We start from the raw sequence: 16,053 nt of genomic DNA, 5'->3' as shown, positions 1-16,053 counted from the left end.
TACTTGATGTATGCTCCGCTTCGTGCTCAAAAATCAACTTCATTCTGGCTCAATCTAGCGAAATGTTAACAGCCCCTAGTGTAACGCTATAAAATAAAAAGCGAAACTTAATTTTTTTGACGCATTATTGATAAATGGCTGTACAAAAAATAGCCTTTTTATGTGGATTTATTACACTGATTGCGTTAAAATAGTGTTTTTCTTGATTGTGCGTACCTATGCCTACTCCTCACCTTTTATTGGCTCTTTTAGTTGTTCTTGTTTGGGGATTTAATTTTATTTTTGTGAGTTTTGGTCTCACCGAAATTTCTCCTCTTCTGCTTTGCGCTCTGCGTTTTCTGCTGGCTAGCGTTCCAGCCATATTTTTTGTTAAATTGCCAGATGCTTCATTCAAAATGATTGCTTTATATGGCTTAGTAATGTTTGCTTTGCAATTTGCCTTGCTTTTTTTGGGTATGAGCCTTGGTATGCCTGCAGGAATTGCCTCCATTCTGATTCAAGTCCAGGTCTTTTTTAGTATGTTCTTTGCCATTGTGTTTTTAGGTGAACAACCTAATATGGGGCAAATTGCGGGCGCAATAGTTTCTTTTTCCGGAATTGTTTTGGTAGCCATGCATTTTGACAAAGACATTTCCCTTGCAGGCTTTATGTTTATTCTTGCGGCTGCAGCCACTTGGGGAATCGGTAATTTAATTACGAAACAAATAAAAGGGAATAGTAGCAACATGATGGCGTTAATTGTTTGGGGTAGTTTTGTCGCGTGTATTCCTATGTTTCTCATTTCCTTGATTATTGAAGGCCCTGCTAATTTGGTCTCAACTTTTTCTCAGGTAACTTGGAAAGGAATAGGCTCATTATTTTACATCGTGTTTGCTTCAACTTGGGTGGGGTATGGTGTATGGAATTGGTTAATGGCACGATATCCGGTGGGTATGGTTGCTCCATTTACCTTATTAGTACCCGTGGTGGCAATGCTGGGTTCCGTTATATTTTTAGGTGAATCTTTGCAAACGTGGAAGCTTGTCGCTGGGTTGTTGGTGATTGGTGGTTTGTGCATCAATATTCTGGGATCGCGTTTCTTTGCGGCAAAAGTTTCTGTTGAGGCGGCTGAGATTTAAGCGAATTTTATTGCCTGAATGAGCTGGACGTATTGAATGGATGATATATGATAGCGCTTTGTCCTTACGCAATAGGTAATTGGTTGTGATTGCATTAAAAACCATCGTATTATGCGCTGATGATTTTGGGTTAAATGCGGGTGTATCTCAAGGAATTCTAAAATTAGTACGCATGAACCGTTTGTCTGCAGTAAGCTGCATGGTGAATATGCCAGACTTCCTTGTCCATGCCCCGGAATTAAGGGCGTTAAAAAAACAAGTGCAGATTGGATTGCATTTTAATTTAACGGAAGGAACTTTCTTATCAATTCCAGGCAAACCGTGTTTCTCTTTAAATGAGTTATTAATTAAAACGCATCTGGCATCCATTAAATTAGCTTTTATTGCCCAAGAATTTAAACAACAGCTCGAGCAATTCGTACAGGTTATCGGGCGTTTTCCTGATTTTATTGATGGCCATCAGCATGTTCATCAATTTCCCCGTATTAGACAGGTAATTCTTGATCTCTATGAGCAGCAATTAAGACAGCATGGAACGTCTATTCGCGCTACTTATCCGACGATTAGTACGCAGCAATACACGCGTAAAGCAAAAATATTGGCACTAACAGGGGGAAAAGCGTTACGTGCTCAGCTAAATAAAGCATCTATCCCACATAACGACTATTTTTCTGGAATTTATGATTTTGCTCCAAAGACCAATTACCGCTTTTTATTTCGCAGCTGGTTGAGCTCACTCGCACAGTGCGCATTAATTATGTGTCATCCCGGGGAAGCCAGCAGTGAACCAGACGTTATTGCCCCTACACGGTTAATTGAGTTGCATTATTTTTTAAGCGATGAGTTCGTTACCGATTGTCGTGAATATGGTGTTCAATTGGCAGGGACATCAGATAGCAATGTACTATAATTAAATTCTTAATGGACTTCCCTTTATAAGGAGATTGCACTATGGCTATTGATGCATCAATTTTATTCACGCCCTTTGATTTACGCGGACATCAATTAAAAAATCGTATTGTCATGGCCCCATTGACGCGTAATCGCGCAATCCATGGCAGCGATGCGCCTCAGGCTTTAAATGCAGAATATTATGCACAACGTGCTTCTGCTGGTTTAATTATTTCCGAAGCAACACAAATTTCGCCCACAGCGAAAGGCTATGCCTGGACCCCGGGAATTTATTCACCAGAACAAGTAGCTGGCTGGAAGTTAGTTACTGGCGCCGTACATGCTCAAGGCGGAACTATTTTTGCACAGTTGTGGCATGTTGGGCGTATTTCTCATCCTAGCTTACAACCTGGGGGTGTTGCGCCTGTTGCCCCATCGGCGTTGACTCCAGTAGGGCAAAAAACATTTATCGAAAATGGCACCTTTGCCGATATTAGCCAACCCCGTGCCTTGAGGCTGGAAGAAATCCCACTCATTATTGAGGATTATCGTAAGGCCGCGAGAAATGCCATTGATGCAGGCTTTGATGGGGTTGAAATCCATGCCGCCAATGGTTACCTTATCCAACAATTTTTATCTGATGGTGCCAATCATCGTACAGATGCTTATGGTGGTTCGGTGAGCAACCGTTTACGTTTTGCTTTGGATGTGGTGGAGGCGATAACTGCTGAAATTGGCAGTGAGCGGACTGCGATTCGTCTGTCACCGATTGGGGCGATTAATGGCATCGTTGAAACCGCGCCTGCGGCTGTTTATTTTCCTTTAATACGTGAATTGGATCGCTTCGCATTAGCGTATGTTCATATCATAGAAGGAATGACACGCGGCCCGCGTGAATTCTTGGGCTTTGATTTCCATGCTTTGCGTAAGGAATTTAATGGTGCATGGATGGTTAATAATAATTACACCCGTGAATTAGCTATTGAGGCAATTGCTTCGGGTTATGCTGATTTAGTTGCCTTTGGTAGACCGTTTATTGCCAATCCAGATTTGGTCGCGCGCTTCAAGAACAATGCACCACTTAACGAAGCAGAGAGCAGTACTTTTTATGGTGGCACGGCAAAAGGTTATACTGATTATCCTACTCTCTAATGGGCGCTAACCTTACAATATTACCTATTGTCGTAATTTCAAAATTATAAAGTGTGTGCTCTCTTAGAGCTCGTTCGGATTGAACTGTTCTAAGAGAGAAGCGGTTTAGATCGGCACTATATTGTTTGAGCGGTCTAATGGTATATCATTAGTGGTGGTTTAATGCTAAATAAAGAGGCAAAGAACACATTACTCACACCAGCAAAATTAATTAGGCTAGAGATTACCGGGACAGAAATGCTAAGCTAGGATGCATCGTTAGGGATAATAAAGGAGATACGGATGTTGATCCCCCCTGCATTACAAAATTTTTTAGACGAGGTAAATACACAGTCTCCTGTCTATGTCCCACAACGTACTCGTGATTTATTTGAAAAGCTGACAGAACATTTTGCCTTGCCCAAAGTTAATGTATCTTGGATCTGTAATCGTTCCCTACAATTGGTTACCCATGAGGTTGCTGTACGTATTTATCATCCGCATCCGCAAAAAAAATTGCCCGTTATTTTTTATTTTCATGGTGGAGGGCATATGTGTGGAAGCTTGGACTCCTATGATGCCTTGTGTCGACGTCTTGCTGTAACCAGTAATTGTGTGCTGGTATCGGTTGCTTATCGTCTGGCTCCAGAGTTTCCTTATCCTGCCGGCCTATCTGATTGTCTTGCGGTTTTTCAACAGCGCGCCGAGTTATTAAAAGAGATTCAGGTTAAGCCTGAGTGTATCTTTTTGGCAGGGGATAGTGCGGGGGGAAATTTAGCGCTTTCAGTGGCTTATGCAATGAAAAAACAAGGTGATGAAGTTATTAAAGGCTTGGTATTAATTTATCCTTCCGTTGATTATTCAATGAATCATAATTCATTTCAACGCAATGGGGTGGGTTTTTTATTAACCCAGGCAAAGGTTAAATGGTATTTTGATAATTATTTTGCACGAGGTGGCGACCGCATTAACGCATCACCACTGTGTTTTGCTCATTTGAATTTATTACCACCGACGTATCTTGCCGTGGCTGAATATGATCCTTTATTTGATGAAGGCATTTTGTTCGCAAAAAAAATGCGTGACGCAGGCGTTGCGATCGTTGTGGAAGAGTTCGCGGGCATGATCCATGTTTTTGCCCAATTAGAAACATTAGTACCCGCCGAAATAGTTCGCTTGCATCGGTCAATAAAAAACTTTATAAGCCGATTCACTTAATAAGAAATGTACTTGCATTTTATTTAGTCACCAAGCTTTCGTTGAAAACCAATATGTTCTTCGGGTTCATTTGTTGCGTCATTTTGGGGAAAATGAAGCCTGGCATCATGAGGATAAGCAGGTTCTTGGAAATCAAATTGCTCAAATTTCTGGAAGCCACAATTGTTATAAAAAGCTAACGCTGATAAATTATCTTTTCTTGCATACAACTCCAAACCCAGCGAATCAGGATAATGTTTGCTCACTTCGTCCAAAATAATTTTGGCCAGGCCAAGTCGATTAAAGCTCGGTGCAATATTAATGAAACGAAGATAGGTATAGCCAGACTTATAGTTTAATTCGCACGTAAAAAATGCGATGGGTTGCTCATGAAACTTTAAAACCAAGTATTCAATAATAGTATTGTTCTGATGTATTTTATTTTTTTCATGGTCAAAAATTTCTTCAAAATAACTTCTAATCTTAAATAATTTGATTAAATACTCTTGAGTTGCGCTAATATCTTTTTCTTTATCAATAAGATACTCCTTGATGGTATTAATTTCATTGTGTAATGGATTTTTTTCATAAAATACATAACCTTGCAGCGGTTTAATAAAAGAATTCATTATGAGCTCTAGTGCTCGCTCTCGTGGTGAGATACAGGCTTCCTGCCATAATATGCGAGCGTAGGATTCAATCTGAGCACCTAAGGTGGGATTAGAAGAATTCATATAAGTAAACAGGTAAGAATCCACAAAATTCCGTCTAATTTTCAACCAGTCGGATGCGGTTGAGCTATTCCATTCGAAGTAAAGATTATTGGCGTTTCTTGAGAAAAAATTATACTTCATGTGTTGCTATCCTAGATGATAAATTCTATTTATTACACAATTTTTCTGTTAATCGCAATGATATTATTATTCTTTTGTAGTATAAAAAATCACAAGGCTTCGCTGTATAATTAGGATGCCAACACTGCAAGTACGTTTTTAAATTTACGCGGATATTTTTTTTCTGTATTATCAATGAAGAGCAATTGAACGCTAATTTGTAGAAGGATGGGATGTCTTGAATGACACGCTATGGATTTCTTTGGGCGCGATTATCGGTGCCAATTTACGCTACTTCGTTAATCGTTTTTCACTTCGCTATTTATCGTCAGATATTCCATTTGGCACGTTCATTGTGAATATAACGGGCAGTTTTATTCTGGGTTTTTTTCTTGCCTGGACTTTGGAGCGAGTTGAAGTTGATCCGCGTTGGCGCTCTTTTGTCGCCGTTGGCTTTTGTGGCGCGTACACCACCTTTTCAAGCTTTAGTTTCGAAACCTACACGCTATTAGAGCAAAGCGATTACGCTCTTGCTGCGATGAATTTTATCTGTAATAATCTTTTTTCCTTACTTGCTGTTGTTGCGGGGATTACCCTCGCTCGGGCAATCTAATATGAAGCACGTAAAAATTACTATTTATCTGCATGAAGACGACAAATGGCAACACCGGCCGTTGCATCTTGAATTACTTTCGGTGCTTGATCAGTTGGAAATTGCCGGGGGAACCGTATTACGCGCTATCGCAGGGTTTACTTATCATCACCCAGTTGAAACATCCTCATTAGTTGATGTCGGTAGTAAGTTGCCTTTAGTGGTGCAATTTATTGATACCGTTGCCAAGATAGAATCAGTATTACCTACCGTACTTTCCATGGTTGGCTCACGTTTGGTGATTCGCGAACCAGTGCAGGTGTTAAACGGTATCTAGCGGCAGGCCCAATAGCGTGAAAGAATAAAGCTATAAATGGAAACAACGCTTAAAACTAAAAATAAGGCCAGCATGTAGTTTAGATGGGTGAGGCGTAAAACAAGAAAATAAAGGCCTTCATTAATCGCACCAGCAGAAACAGCCACCATAAAAAAATGCGGTAATTTGAGCGTTTTTTGGTCGTGCAATTGTGAAAAGGTTAGATATTTATGACCAAAATAACTGACATTAAACGCAGTAAAAAAAGCAAATATATTGGCAATCAATGCAGAAGAATACACATAACTTACCAGTAGATAGACCATTGCTAAATGTACCAATGCTGCAGTACCGCCAATCCCCACATAATAAATAAGCCGATGTTTTAAATTAAGCGACGCTGTCGTCAAAACTAGATTCCTCATCAATAATATAATGGGGTCTATGCTTAACCTCATCAAATACGCGACCGATGTATTCTCCGACTACCCCTAAGGCAAAAAGCTGCAAGCCACCAAAAAAAGTAATGGTTGTTACAATCGTTGCCCAACCTGGAGTTTTGATTCCGAAAACCAAGGTGCTGAAAATAATCCATAATGCATAGATAATTGCTATGGTTGCGACGCCAATGCCGCCCAAGGCAATCAGTCGTAGGGGAAATGCGGTAAATGAGGTAATGCCTGTTATGGCTAAATCCAACAGGGAATAAAAGTTCCACTGCGATGTGCCGGCTTTTCGCGGTTGTACTTCAAAAGGAATAGCAATTTGTTTAAAGCCAACCCAGCTGTATAAACCCTTCATAAAACGGTTGCGTTCAGGCAGTTTTTGTAAGGCATTTACTATTTTTCGATCTAATAGCCGAAAATCCCCCGCGTTGGCTGGTATGTTAACGCGGTTAATTCTGGAGGTAAATTGATAAAACGTCTTGGCACAGGTTCGTTTTAGCCATGATTCATCGGCACGATTTTGGCGTACGGCATAAACCATGTCATAACCTTCTTCCCATTGGGCAATAAACTCACTTAAGAGTTCCAGTGGGTGCTGAAAGTCGCTGTCCATTAAGATAACCGCATCTCCTTGTGCATAATCAAGTCCGGCGCTGATGGCTTTTTCTTTACCAAAATTACGGCTAAAACGAAGATAACGAAGATTATATTGAGTTTTTAGTTGCTGGATAATAGTAGAGGTGCTGTCTTGGCTGCCATCATCAACCAGCAAAATTTCATAAGCGTAAGGTAATTGCTTGAGGGTATTGTCCAGTGCCGCAACAAATTCAGCAATAACTGTTTCTTCGTTATAAATAGGAACGACGCAGGAGATACGTTTTTTAGCATTTATTGACTTGGGCATGATTTTGTTTAATTGATGTACTTCTTATTTGTTTAGTTGACTATATTAACCTGAATCAGTAGTTCTCGTAAGTAGATTTGCACTTTTTTTAGGAATAGGGAAATCTTCCTTTATTTCACGTAAGATGTATTTTCCCTTGGTCGATTAAAATCTATAAATAATGATTACCTTAAACGAGTCCAAAGCTTAGTGAACGCATGGAAATAGAGCCGTTTTGCATTTCTTCATATTCAAATTGCAGCGCATCATGCGTATCGGTAGCCCCTAAAATATAAAGTAATGGAAAATAATGATCGGGAATGGGCACACTGAGCTGTCCACTAGGAGCATCCCAATAGTCGGTGATTAATGCCTGGAAATCCCGCGTAATTAACTTATTTTTTGCCCATTCGTCAAATTCAATGGCCCAATCATAAGGTTTGGGATGAGCTCCCCAGACAATTTTTGACAGGTTGTGCACGATGTTGCCGCTGCCGACAATTAAAATACCTTGCTGGCGTAAGGCATTTAATTGTTTGCCAATTTGATAATGATATTCACCTGGTTGTTCTAGATAGATACTCAGTTGCACTATCGGGATGGATGCATCAGGATAAAGGTGGCGCATGACAGACCACGTGCCGTGATCCAATCCCCACAAGTCATTATCGGCATGCACTTTGGGATGCAGTACGGTTGTCCTCACTAAATCAGCCAGCATCGGTGAACCCGGTGCGGGGTATTGCGCCGCAAATAAGGCGGGTGGGAAACCATAAAAATCGTGAATTGTTTTGGGCTGCGACATATTCGTCACCCATGTCCCTTCAGTCAACCAGTGGGCAGAGATGCATAAAATCGCCTTAGGCGTGGGGATTTTCTGGCCTAGGCCTTGCAATTTTTTGGTGAATTCATTGCTCGCAATCGCATTCATGGGTGAACCATGACCTAAAAAGAGAACGGGCATGCGCTTTGTATTCATCAGGATGTCCTTAATATCAAGTAATTTATTTAAACATTAGACTAGACTTCTTGTATAACCTTGTTAACGCTCAAAATTATAAATTCCAGCAATCAAATTAAATCTCAATTCAAATCGTTTCATCATACCAATCACATTCTCATTCAAAACAGGCTCACAGGACAACACATGATGGTTCTTTTTATCGTCTTTAGTTAGTGGATTCTTTTTTGTTTTCTTCTTTGGCCGCGCTGAATTAGGACGCAGCTTATGTATGCCTTGATAGTCTGCATCTGTAAGGCTTTTAATTTCTGGATGAATATGAACACTCGATTCCTTAACTAACCTAAAATCATGCTGCTTACCATTAGAGAAGTGAGTACCAATTATTTCCTTCTTTTTCTTGCCTACAATAATCTGCGCTTTTAGGGTATGTCACTTCTTTTTTCCGGAATAAAAGTATTTTTGTTTTTTTAGGTCGTTCAATTGGTGTTTCAGTTGCGTCAATTAGCACCACTTCATATTCAGCATCACTTTTATTCATTTCATTGGGTTGTGCATGAGCCCTAGAAAGTTCTAATTCGAGGCAATTAGAGCTTAATATGGTCAGTCCCGGTTCATATTTCCTTAATGTAAATGTGCTTAAATGCAAATAATAGACAAAGTGCTTTGGAAGTTAACAATGAATGTTGAAAATCAGTTAGGTTCTATATTAACGGCGCTAGATGAATATATGAAAATGCAGGCTGGTGATGTTTACATTACACCAGGACAGAGCTTATTTTTAGCAATACTCGCTTGTGAAAAAAATAATGTACCATCTGAGACTATAAAAGCCCTAAAATCATTATATCTGAATGGTGTTCGATCAGATGATGATAAAAAAGTGATACGCTTAATCGGTAATTATCTGAGTGACAACTTTAATTATAACATAACGACTCACCATGGAGATATTAACAACGACCCACTAAGGCGTTATTTTGAAACACATGCGGCCTACAATATGCTGGAGTGTTCGGCACAATCGTTACAAGTTGAAAAACTAACAGAATTCACCAACCATTTGAAAGAAAATCTATATGAGCATATGTCTCACGATAAAAGAGAAAAAATCGAGTACATTCTTGCGGGTAATATGCATAAATCACTCAATAAATATGAGTTAGAATATGCTGAGATGATTCATAGGTTAAAAAGCCATAGTTTTCACGGATTATCTCCAGCAGCATGTGATAATCTTTGTGAGATTGCTAGAAGCACGATATTAGCAACAAATAACACCATGTTTGATAAAAATATGCCTGCAGATATATATGCAGATAGTATCTTTACTATGGGGATGGATGGTCGAGGAAGAATGAGTCGTGGAGAGCAGAATAGGGAAGGTTCATCATTTAAAGGTTTAATTCGTGAAGGTACTGAACTACCTGAGCATGATATTGCGCGATCTGAACAATCACCCTTTTTGAGATCAGCGGATCAAGCAACTTACATGATTGAGTCTCAATGGTCTCAACATTTATTTGCAAGACAAACACACGTGTTTTCAAATGGGATATCAAGCACAACCTTGGCAACTCTTCGAAATATTCTCATGCAAAAACGTCTTGGACATAACCATCATGTTGATGATTTTCAACAGTATATGACAGCATTTGCATCTTTAATGATTTTTAATAGTGGGGGCCACTCACTCTTTGAAATCTTCGAGGTGTTTAAATTGCCCCAACTTCGAGAAGTGATGGTTGATGCTGGAGTGGAGGAGTTCTTAGATAATGATACTTTGATGGATGAATGGCTTTTAGAAGGTCAATTAGCTGCGCTTGATAAAGCATTTGAATCTAGCAGTAAGTATTATCTAGAATTTGAAACTCATATACTTGAACAGCAGGGACCACGTGAGTCTCTAGACTATCAAGATAGTGGATTGCATCAGAACGTGGTTGAGATGGATGCTGATACATTTCAAGCGTATCTTCAAGGAAATGAAGTGAACTTGGTAAAAAAATTAATGAAGGGAACAAACAGGTTAAATCTATCGACTTGAAAAATAAGTCAGGTTATACGCCATTTATGGTTGCTGCTCAAATCGGAAAGCTTGAGCACATAAAGTTGTTAAAAGACGCGGGCGCAAATGTGACCAGGAACATGCGTCAAAAAGGATGTAATAATGGACTAAGTGCTCTTGAGCTTGCCATTAAGAGTGAGAAATATCCAGTAGTTAGCTATCTCCTGAATGAGGTGTCTGAGCTAACTATCAAGAAAGATAATAGCCATAATTTAAGAGATAGCGCCCCAGCTCTTTATTATGCTTGCCGACAAAAAGATGTAAGAATATTAGATATGGTCATTGACGTCGATAAAATTCGAGGTGAAAAGCTGACCGCTTCTGATAAAATATTGGCTCTTTTAGAAACAGTTCGTTTTGAAAATCTAGATGGAATGGAAAAACTTCTAGATAAATTCAATAAAGAAGGTTTCAAGTTAAATGCTAAGGATCAGCAAATGCTAATACAGACAGCTGCCGGACGAGGTAACGTATTGTTGTTTCAAAAACTTCTTGACTCAGTTGCAATGAGCACACTTAAAAAAGTCAATTATAGTTCCTTGATGGGTATTGCGTCAGATAAATATTATGTGCCAATGATGCGCGAGATATTGAGTAGACAGCACTTAATTGAACATAAAAATGGGGGCCTTTCTCAGGAAAACCTTGAGCAGATGATGAATAAGGCGCTTGAAAAAAGGAAATTTGATATGGCAGTTTTGGCTATCTTATACGGTGCTAATCCTACTAATATTTCTATCATTAACAATAACGCGTTGAGCGCATTTACTGACTATCTTAGAATGGAACCACTAGAGCATTTTAATGCATTTTTTACGGCTAAAGACTGTAAAATAATTAGCCAAAGGCATCAGCAATTACAATCGGTATATAAGGGTACTAAAGGCATACTTGGGGAAAGTTGTTGGCTTTTATTTCCTTGCTTCCCGGTGTTAATTTAGGCACTCAATACGAGAATAAAAAGGAAGTTGTGGCACGAATAACGTATCAATTAGTTGCAGATAAGGACCAATATAAAACAACCGAACAGCTTGGTTTGTTTACAAAATCGACTCATGAAAAAGTATATCAAGTTAGTGGTAGCGGCTATTCATTATTTTCTCAGAAGAAACCATTCGATAGTGGTACACGTCCCAGCCAAGAAAAAGATGACCAATATGACTCTTATGATAGTTATGACACAGGTAAAACTGATATTTCGCACGGCTTTGTTGCTTAGCCCAAAAATCAATCAAAAGCAAGCATAGTAATAACTAAATCGTCATTGACAATTTTTCCTGGGGCCGGTGGGGGCAAGGAACAATAATGCATCTTCACCGGAGCAATTTCTAGTTATCCAGCATCCTTAATTATATCATTTTTCGGGCATATCTTTATGACCATATTAATGGTGAGGGATAATGAGAATAAGCCAAATAATGAACGCATTAATGATTGCCAGCATGACCGCGGCAGAGCCTATGTCTTTTGCTTTTTTAGTTAAGGGATTCCACGCAACATCAATGCGGTTTAGTGCGGTTTCGATGGCCGAGTTGAGCAATTCAATAACGGGAATTAATAAAAAAGAACCAATTAGTGCGATGCGTTCTAGCGCAGTACTCCCTACAAAAAACGCTGCAGGTAAGGCAATTAAACCACACAGTACTTCAAGTCGAAAAGCAAACTCTTCTTTAAAAGCAATGCTCAGTCCTGCGAGTGAATAAAAAGTTGCTTTTTTGATTTGTAGTCCTGCTTTTGCTAAAAATTTCAGCATTCAAATAACCTCTAATTTATCCTGGTAGATGCTTAAGTCTGGCTCAGATTGTCGTATTTTTTTAATCAATATGCCAGAACATGATGAAAAAAATTAAATAAATAATTGTAGGCTGTTGGCAATTGACAATACGCTCTATTAAACGGCTTTATTTTAAGCAAAGACAATGAACGCTCAAATTAAATTACGTGTACATTTTTTTTGGTTCATTTTGACAATATATTGCACATAAGCTACCTTTTATGACATCGAGCCATACCATTTATATGGATGTACTCACGTAGTGCTTATGCAACTTTTCATGCAGCTGGAGAATCTGGTTTTCCTGAGTCTTGCTCGCGAAAGGTGGTTATTTAACTCGCAAGTTAGAGAGAAAGGCATCATGGCGACGTTACACCAAAAGGACACCTCAATACAGGATACTTCCTTTGACAAATCATTGCTTACACATCTGATTCGAACGCCTGCTTATCAATTGCTGGGCTTTATTTTACACCATCGTTTTAAGATTGATGTGTATGGCAGAGAGCATCTCCCTGTTGATAGGCCATTTATTCTTGCTGCTAATCATTCAAGCCATTTAGATAGTCTCTCATTGATTATTGCCGGTGGTTTTTCTTTTGATAAGTATGTTTTTCTGGCTGCAAAAGATTATTTCTTTGACCACAAATCTTTGCGGCTATTGCTGTTGCAAGTCTTTTTTAATTTGGCGCCCTTTGACCGGAGTCCCACGCCATCTGCTATGAAAAATAATCTTAATTGGTGTAGAGCCTGTGTGGTACAGAATAAGAATTTAATTATTTTTCCCGAAGCAACCCGTTCGTTAAATGGTGAACTGCAACCGTTTAAATGTGGATGCTCTTTATTGGCTTATGAATTAAATCTACCCATTGTGCCGGCGTACATTAAAGGCGCATACGATTGTTTGCCCAAGGGGGTGTTCTGGCCGAAAAATGGTCAGATTGCGGTGCGTTTTGGACAACCATTGCTTATGGAGCATTATGCGCAGACAACTTCGAAATTGAAGTCTCAAATTTATAAAAAAATTACTCACGATCTTGAGCAGCAAATTAAATATTTGAGGACGTTTTCTGCGTAGTTTGATTAATATGGGTTCGATTTGTGGTATGATAATGAACAATATTGTTCCTATTGTGAAGGGTTGTTATGAAAGATGTTAACGGAAATCTAATTGGTGTCACTATTTTTGAAAGTTATTTAAGTAAGTTTCTTATTGAAAATGTTCCCTCTTTTGAACCGGTTTATCAAAAAATTCTTAACGCCATCCAAGAAATAATCCTTTTAAATCAGTCGGATAGGACTTTTGATAGAGTAATGTATGGTGTTGATAGTTTAATGCGAGAAGAGTTTAACTATTTTAAAGACCTGCAGGATCTTAAAGAAAATTTTAATCTATTCACAACAAATAATTATATTAAATTATGGTGTGATAATGTCTTTAAAAGCACACTGATAAAAGTTTTACCAACAGAACCGTCGACAAAAGAGATACCCAGCCTTTCAATTCTTTGCCAACACGCATTATTTAAACACCCCAAAAGTAAGAAACAATTAAGCACGTTCCTAAAACCTGAGGAATTATTCCATGAAGATAATCGTGGGGTGAGTGTATTGGATGACGCTCCAATTATTCGCACAAGGAAATTAGGAATAGCTACTCCAGAGTATACACCTGAAGATCTTATAGATTATTTTCCTGAGCCTCATGAGCCTGCGCAATTTGGATATATGCCAAATCGTATGAGTAATGTTGGCAAATGGATGAGTAAGTACAATTTACCTATCATCTCAGGCAGTTCGGGTAGTGCGCGTGAATACCTAAGTACTTTATTGGAATTTGTTAAGCTTGAACCTGAAGAGATACAACTATTGCTGGTATCACAAGCAGCAACCTTAGTTGCGAAGGGGCATCATTCTTATTTTGAAGTAATTATCTTGCTTGACCGATTTGGATTTAAACTGCAAGACGCTCCAGACTTATATGCCTTTTATGAACAGACCCTGCCAAAGTCGATTCTTATCAGTGAATTATATCAACAATTTAAACATTCCAAAGTGGGGGCAATGCTTTTAGAAAATATTTCTGCTAACTCTGATGCTGATTGTCAATCTAAAGAACTTCCTACATTAACGATTGGTACATTGAGTAAGAAATTATAAAAATTTACCTGATAAAATAGAGGATAGGCTATTATTAAATATATTGATGTCCTCTAGAAGTCGGTCATGGCCAAACTCGATGAAACTATTGCAATACCTAGTGCTGAGCTCGAGGTATGTGTTAGCAAGGAAGAGCATGGTTTTGGTTTATTTGAAATGCGAGGTCGGCGCCCATCGCAAGAAGATGCAGCGGCAACACGTTGGTATCCTAAATCTGCATTTTCCTCCTTTACTCCTGAGGAAATAGGCCAGCGCTTATGGACTACATATAAGGTATTGAATCAACACTGTTGCCAACCCCAGTTTGCTGGTGCAACGGCTTCCACCACTATTTATGATGGTAAAGGACATTTAATTACGGCAACTTTGGGAGATACTGTAGCCTTTGCGGTTGTGTACGGAGTTGAGAGTATCCCGCTTTCTGTTACTCGCTTAAATAAAGTAATTCATCATCCTGAGGCAGATAAAGAGCGTCTAAAGAACGCTGGGGGCGTTATTATTCAGGGGCGAGTACAAGGCATCAATGGCACATTGGCTTTGTCGCGCGCTTTGGGTGACTATGAATACAGCAAACTGGGAGTTTGTGATGATGCGCATATTGATATTACTCCGATTGCCGAGTTGGGCGCAGGGCCGCTAGGGAAAATTCAAATTATTACCACTTGTGATGGATTTACTGATCCTGCTCGTGCGCAAACGAAAAAGGGGCATGAATACTGGTTACTGCGTTGTTTACAGGAAATTATCCATCGTGAGCAGATGCCAGAATCTGTATTGGCTAAGCAATTGGCGTTAAAAGCATTTAATGCTCATTCTCAAGATAATATTTCTATTGCCGTGCAAACTTTATCGGCAACCCAAGCTTTTTTATTAGGAATTTACGACGGCCATGGTGGCGTTCATACGTCAACGTATATTGCGGCGCATATTGGTGATGTGTTTGCGCAGCAATGTGCATTAAATCCCCAAAAATATGCGCAGCAACGTTTGAGCGCTGCACGTTACTTTGAGCTCTATTATCGTGATAATAAAGATAAATTCTTTTATGAGTCTCTGCTTACTGAAAAAAAAAGGCGTCTTGGCGAATTATCTAAAACAGGTGGTATTCAGGAGCAATTACAACATCTTAACGTGAAAAAAGATGTCTTTGTTGATGCAGTTGTTGTCGCCGGAGAGGATATCGGTGCGCCGATGCGGGCTGTGCTTGCGATTACCGAGCTCTGTGTTTTTGTTGAATCCTTATGTACCCGGTATGCTGATCTGGAACTCGATAAAAAAGAGTTTTTGGCATGCCTTAAGTACGTTTTAAAAAATGATATGCGCGCGTCATTTGACGCAGAAAAATATCAATTTTTGTCATTTGATTTTACAAAATATCAAGAGAGCGCCAATTTTTTGAAAAAAAATCATGGCTTATCAGAACAGTTGGAGGCTTTATTCTATACATCTCTTGAGCCGGTTACGATGGGTTCCGGCTTAGTTCATCACCATTTATTCAAAGCCGTTGCAAAGCCGACGGGGGATGAGTTACCGCAAGATCGGCATGAGACAGATGAGGATCCATCTCCAGGGTTATAAAACAAAATAAAATGGTTCCCATTTGCTTTATTTACCTCACTAACTATATTTAAGATTAGAGCCAGGTTTACAATCTGGTGAAGAAAATAGAAAAAAACAGGAAAT

The 16,053-nt window shown here is 39.2% G+C and carries 17 protein-coding genes and 1 pseudogene; 12 read left to right on the top strand and 6 right to left on the bottom strand.

The features are described 5' to 3' along the window. Positions 1-218: 218 nt before the first annotated feature. From LDG_RS13590 to LDG_RS13575, 4 genes are all read left to right on the top strand, one after another. Positions 219-1,118: an EamA family transporter gene (locus LDG_RS13590; protein WP_006871980.1), complete on the top strand. Its 900-nt coding sequence runs from the start codon at positions 219-221 to the stop codon at positions 1,116-1,118. A gap of 85 nt (positions 1,119-1,203) precedes the next feature. Further along, positions 1,204-2,028 carry a ChbG/HpnK family deacetylase gene (locus tag LDG_RS13585; protein ID WP_006871979.1) on the top strand — a complete coding sequence of 275 codons (825 nt, stop codon included), beginning with the start codon at positions 1,204-1,206 and terminating at the stop codon, positions 2,026-2,028. 41 nt (positions 2,029-2,069) lie between these two features. Further along, positions 2,070-3,161: an alkene reductase gene (locus tag LDG_RS13580; RefSeq protein ID WP_006871978.1), complete on the top strand. Its 1,092-nt coding sequence runs from the start codon at positions 2,070-2,072 to the stop codon at positions 3,159-3,161. 282 nt (positions 3,162-3,443) lie between these two features. After that, positions 3,444-4,358, top strand: a complete 915-nt coding sequence (locus tag LDG_RS13575; RefSeq protein WP_006871977.1) for an alpha/beta hydrolase — start codon at positions 3,444-3,446, stop codon at positions 4,356-4,358. A 23-nt stretch (positions 4,359-4,381) separates the two neighbouring features. Here the strand turns inward: LDG_RS13575 and LDG_RS13570 are convergent, their stop codons facing one another. Next, positions 4,382-5,191 (bottom strand): GNAT family N-acetyltransferase, encoded by an 810-nt coding sequence (locus tag LDG_RS13570; protein ID WP_083821473.1) that lies wholly within the window; start codon positions 5,189-5,191, stop codon positions 4,382-4,384. A 217-nt stretch (positions 5,192-5,408) separates the two neighbouring features. On the opposite strand from LDG_RS13570, the gene crcB reads away from it, so the two are divergent. Together crcB and LDG_RS13560 are read left to right on the top strand one after the other, a co-directional pair. Further along, complete coding sequence (crcB, locus tag LDG_RS13565) at positions 5,409-5,783, top strand: fluoride efflux transporter CrcB (protein ID WP_040535969.1); 375 nt, start codon at positions 5,409-5,411, stop codon at positions 5,781-5,783. Between the two features lies 1 nt (position 5,784). After that, positions 5,785-6,099: a DUF190 domain-containing protein gene (locus LDG_RS13560; protein ID WP_006871973.1), complete on the top strand. Its 315-nt coding sequence runs from the start codon at positions 5,785-5,787 to the stop codon at positions 6,097-6,099. Here LDG_RS13560 and LDG_RS13555 read toward each other — a convergent pair. From LDG_RS13555 to LDG_RS20370, 4 genes and pseudogenes are all read right to left on the bottom strand, one after another. Next, entirely contained in the window at positions 6,096-6,503 is a 408-nt protein-coding gene (locus LDG_RS13555; protein WP_040535966.1) for a GtrA family protein, read from the bottom strand. The genes LDG_RS13560 and LDG_RS13555 overlap by 4 nt on opposite strands. Then, entirely contained in the window at positions 6,469-7,428 is a 960-nt protein-coding gene (locus tag LDG_RS13550; RefSeq protein ID WP_006871971.1) for a glycosyltransferase family 2 protein, read from the bottom strand. The genes LDG_RS13555 and LDG_RS13550 overlap by 35 nt, the downstream gene beginning before the upstream one ends. Positions 7,429-7,597: 169 nt before the next feature. Next, complete coding sequence (gene ygiD / locus LDG_RS13545) at positions 7,598-8,386, bottom strand: 4,5-DOPA-extradiol-dioxygenase (protein ID WP_006871970.1); 789 nt, start codon at positions 8,384-8,386, stop codon at positions 7,598-7,600. A gap of 63 nt (positions 8,387-8,449) precedes the next feature. Then, positions 8,450-8,903: pseudogene (locus LDG_RS20370) on the bottom strand (transposase family protein); the annotation flags it as partial. A 108-nt stretch (positions 8,904-9,011) separates the two neighbouring features. Here LDG_RS20370 and LDG_RS13535 point away from each other — a divergent pair. From LDG_RS13535 to LDG_RS13525, 3 genes are read left to right on the top strand one after another with little or no spacing between them, the layout of a single operon-like run. Next, positions 9,012-10,415: a hypothetical protein gene (locus LDG_RS13535; RefSeq protein ID WP_006871968.1), complete on the top strand. Its 1,404-nt coding sequence runs from the start codon at positions 9,012-9,014 to the stop codon at positions 10,413-10,415. Next, a complete protein-coding gene (locus LDG_RS13530) occupies positions 10,412-11,377 on the top strand; it encodes an ankyrin repeat domain-containing protein (protein WP_040535961.1) in 966 nt (321 codons plus the stop codon). Before LDG_RS13535 ends, LDG_RS13530 begins: the two co-directional genes overlap by 4 nt. Before the next feature lie 29 nt (positions 11,378-11,406). Continuing rightward, the gene (locus LDG_RS13525; protein ID WP_148263591.1) at positions 11,407-11,655 is read left to right on the top strand and encodes a hypothetical protein; all 249 of its coding nucleotides are present in this window, start codon (positions 11,407-11,409) and stop codon (positions 11,653-11,655) included. A gap of 165 nt (positions 11,656-11,820) precedes the next feature. Here LDG_RS13525 and LDG_RS13520 read toward each other — a convergent pair whose 3' ends face one another. Continuing rightward, a complete protein-coding gene (locus LDG_RS13520) occupies positions 11,821-12,189 on the bottom strand; it encodes a diacylglycerol kinase (protein ID WP_006871965.1) in 369 nt (122 codons plus the stop codon). Positions 12,190-12,571: 382 nt separating this feature from the next. Here LDG_RS13520 and LDG_RS18650 point away from each other — a divergent pair, with 382 nt between their 5' ends. From LDG_RS18650 to LDG_RS19100, 3 genes are all read left to right on the top strand, one after another. Then, positions 12,572-13,288, top strand: a complete 717-nt coding sequence (locus LDG_RS18650) for a lysophospholipid acyltransferase family protein (RefSeq protein ID WP_158307888.1) — start codon at positions 12,572-12,574, stop codon at positions 13,286-13,288. 68 nt (positions 13,289-13,356) lie between these two features. Further along, positions 13,357-14,370: a hypothetical protein gene (locus LDG_RS13510; RefSeq protein ID WP_006871963.1), complete on the top strand. Its 1,014-nt coding sequence runs from the start codon at positions 13,357-13,359 to the stop codon at positions 14,368-14,370. Between the two features lie 66 nt (positions 14,371-14,436). Beyond that, on the top strand, positions 14,437-15,948 hold the full coding sequence (locus tag LDG_RS19100) for a PP2C family serine/threonine-protein phosphatase (RefSeq protein WP_006871962.1): 1,512 nt from the start codon (positions 14,437-14,439) through the stop codon (positions 15,946-15,948). The last annotated feature ends 105 nt before the right edge of the window (positions 15,949-16,053 follow it).

Origin of the sequence: Legionella drancourtii LLAP12 (assembly GCF_000162755.2) — a bacterium.
In the GTDB taxonomy this organism is placed as follows: Bacteria; Pseudomonadota; Gammaproteobacteria; order Legionellales; family Legionellaceae; genus Legionella; species Legionella drancourtii.
This window is presented reverse-complemented; position numbering and strand designations above follow the sequence as displayed.

What these genes read in the sequence shown, in the direction of transcription:
- LDG_RS13570 (WP_083821473.1), bottom strand. Translation starts at nt 5,191, where the DNA reads ATGAAGTATAATTTTTTCTCAAGAAACGCCAATAATCTTTACTTCGAA.
- ygiD (WP_006871970.1), bottom strand. Translation starts at nt 8,386, where the DNA reads ATGAATACAAAGCGCATGCCCGTTCTCTTTTTAGGTCATGGTTCACCC.
- LDG_RS13560 (WP_006871973.1), top strand. Translation starts at nt 5,785, where the DNA reads ATGAAGCACGTAAAAATTACTATTTATCTGCATGAAGACGACAAATGG.
- LDG_RS13535 (WP_006871968.1), top strand. Translation starts at nt 9,012, where the DNA reads ATGCAAATAATAGACAAAGTGCTTTGGAAGTTAACAATGAATGTTGAA.
- LDG_RS13590 (WP_006871980.1), top strand. Translation starts at nt 219, where the DNA reads ATGCCTACTCCTCACCTTTTATTGGCTCTTTTAGTTGTTCTTGTTTGG.
- LDG_RS13580 (WP_006871978.1), top strand. Translation starts at nt 2,070, where the DNA reads ATGGCTATTGATGCATCAATTTTATTCACGCCCTTTGATTTACGCGGA.
- LDG_RS13555 (WP_040535966.1), bottom strand. Translation starts at nt 6,503, where the DNA reads ATGAGGAATCTAGTTTTGACGACAGCGTCGCTTAATTTAAAACATCGG.
- LDG_RS13575 (WP_006871977.1), top strand. Translation starts at nt 3,444, where the DNA reads ATGTTGATCCCCCCTGCATTACAAAATTTTTTAGACGAGGTAAATACA.
- LDG_RS13550 (WP_006871971.1), bottom strand. Translation starts at nt 7,428, where the DNA reads ATGCCCAAGTCAATAAATGCTAAAAAACGTATCTCCTGCGTCGTTCCT.
- LDG_RS19100 (WP_006871962.1), top strand. Translation starts at nt 14,437, where the DNA reads ATGGCCAAACTCGATGAAACTATTGCAATACCTAGTGCTGAGCTCGAG.
- LDG_RS18650 (WP_158307888.1), top strand. Translation starts at nt 12,572, where the DNA reads ATGGCGACGTTACACCAAAAGGACACCTCAATACAGGATACTTCCTTT.
- LDG_RS13520 (WP_006871965.1), bottom strand. Translation starts at nt 12,189, where the DNA reads ATGCTGAAATTTTTAGCAAAAGCAGGACTACAAATCAAAAAAGCAACT.
- LDG_RS13510 (WP_006871963.1), top strand. Translation starts at nt 13,357, where the DNA reads ATGAAAGATGTTAACGGAAATCTAATTGGTGTCACTATTTTTGAAAGT.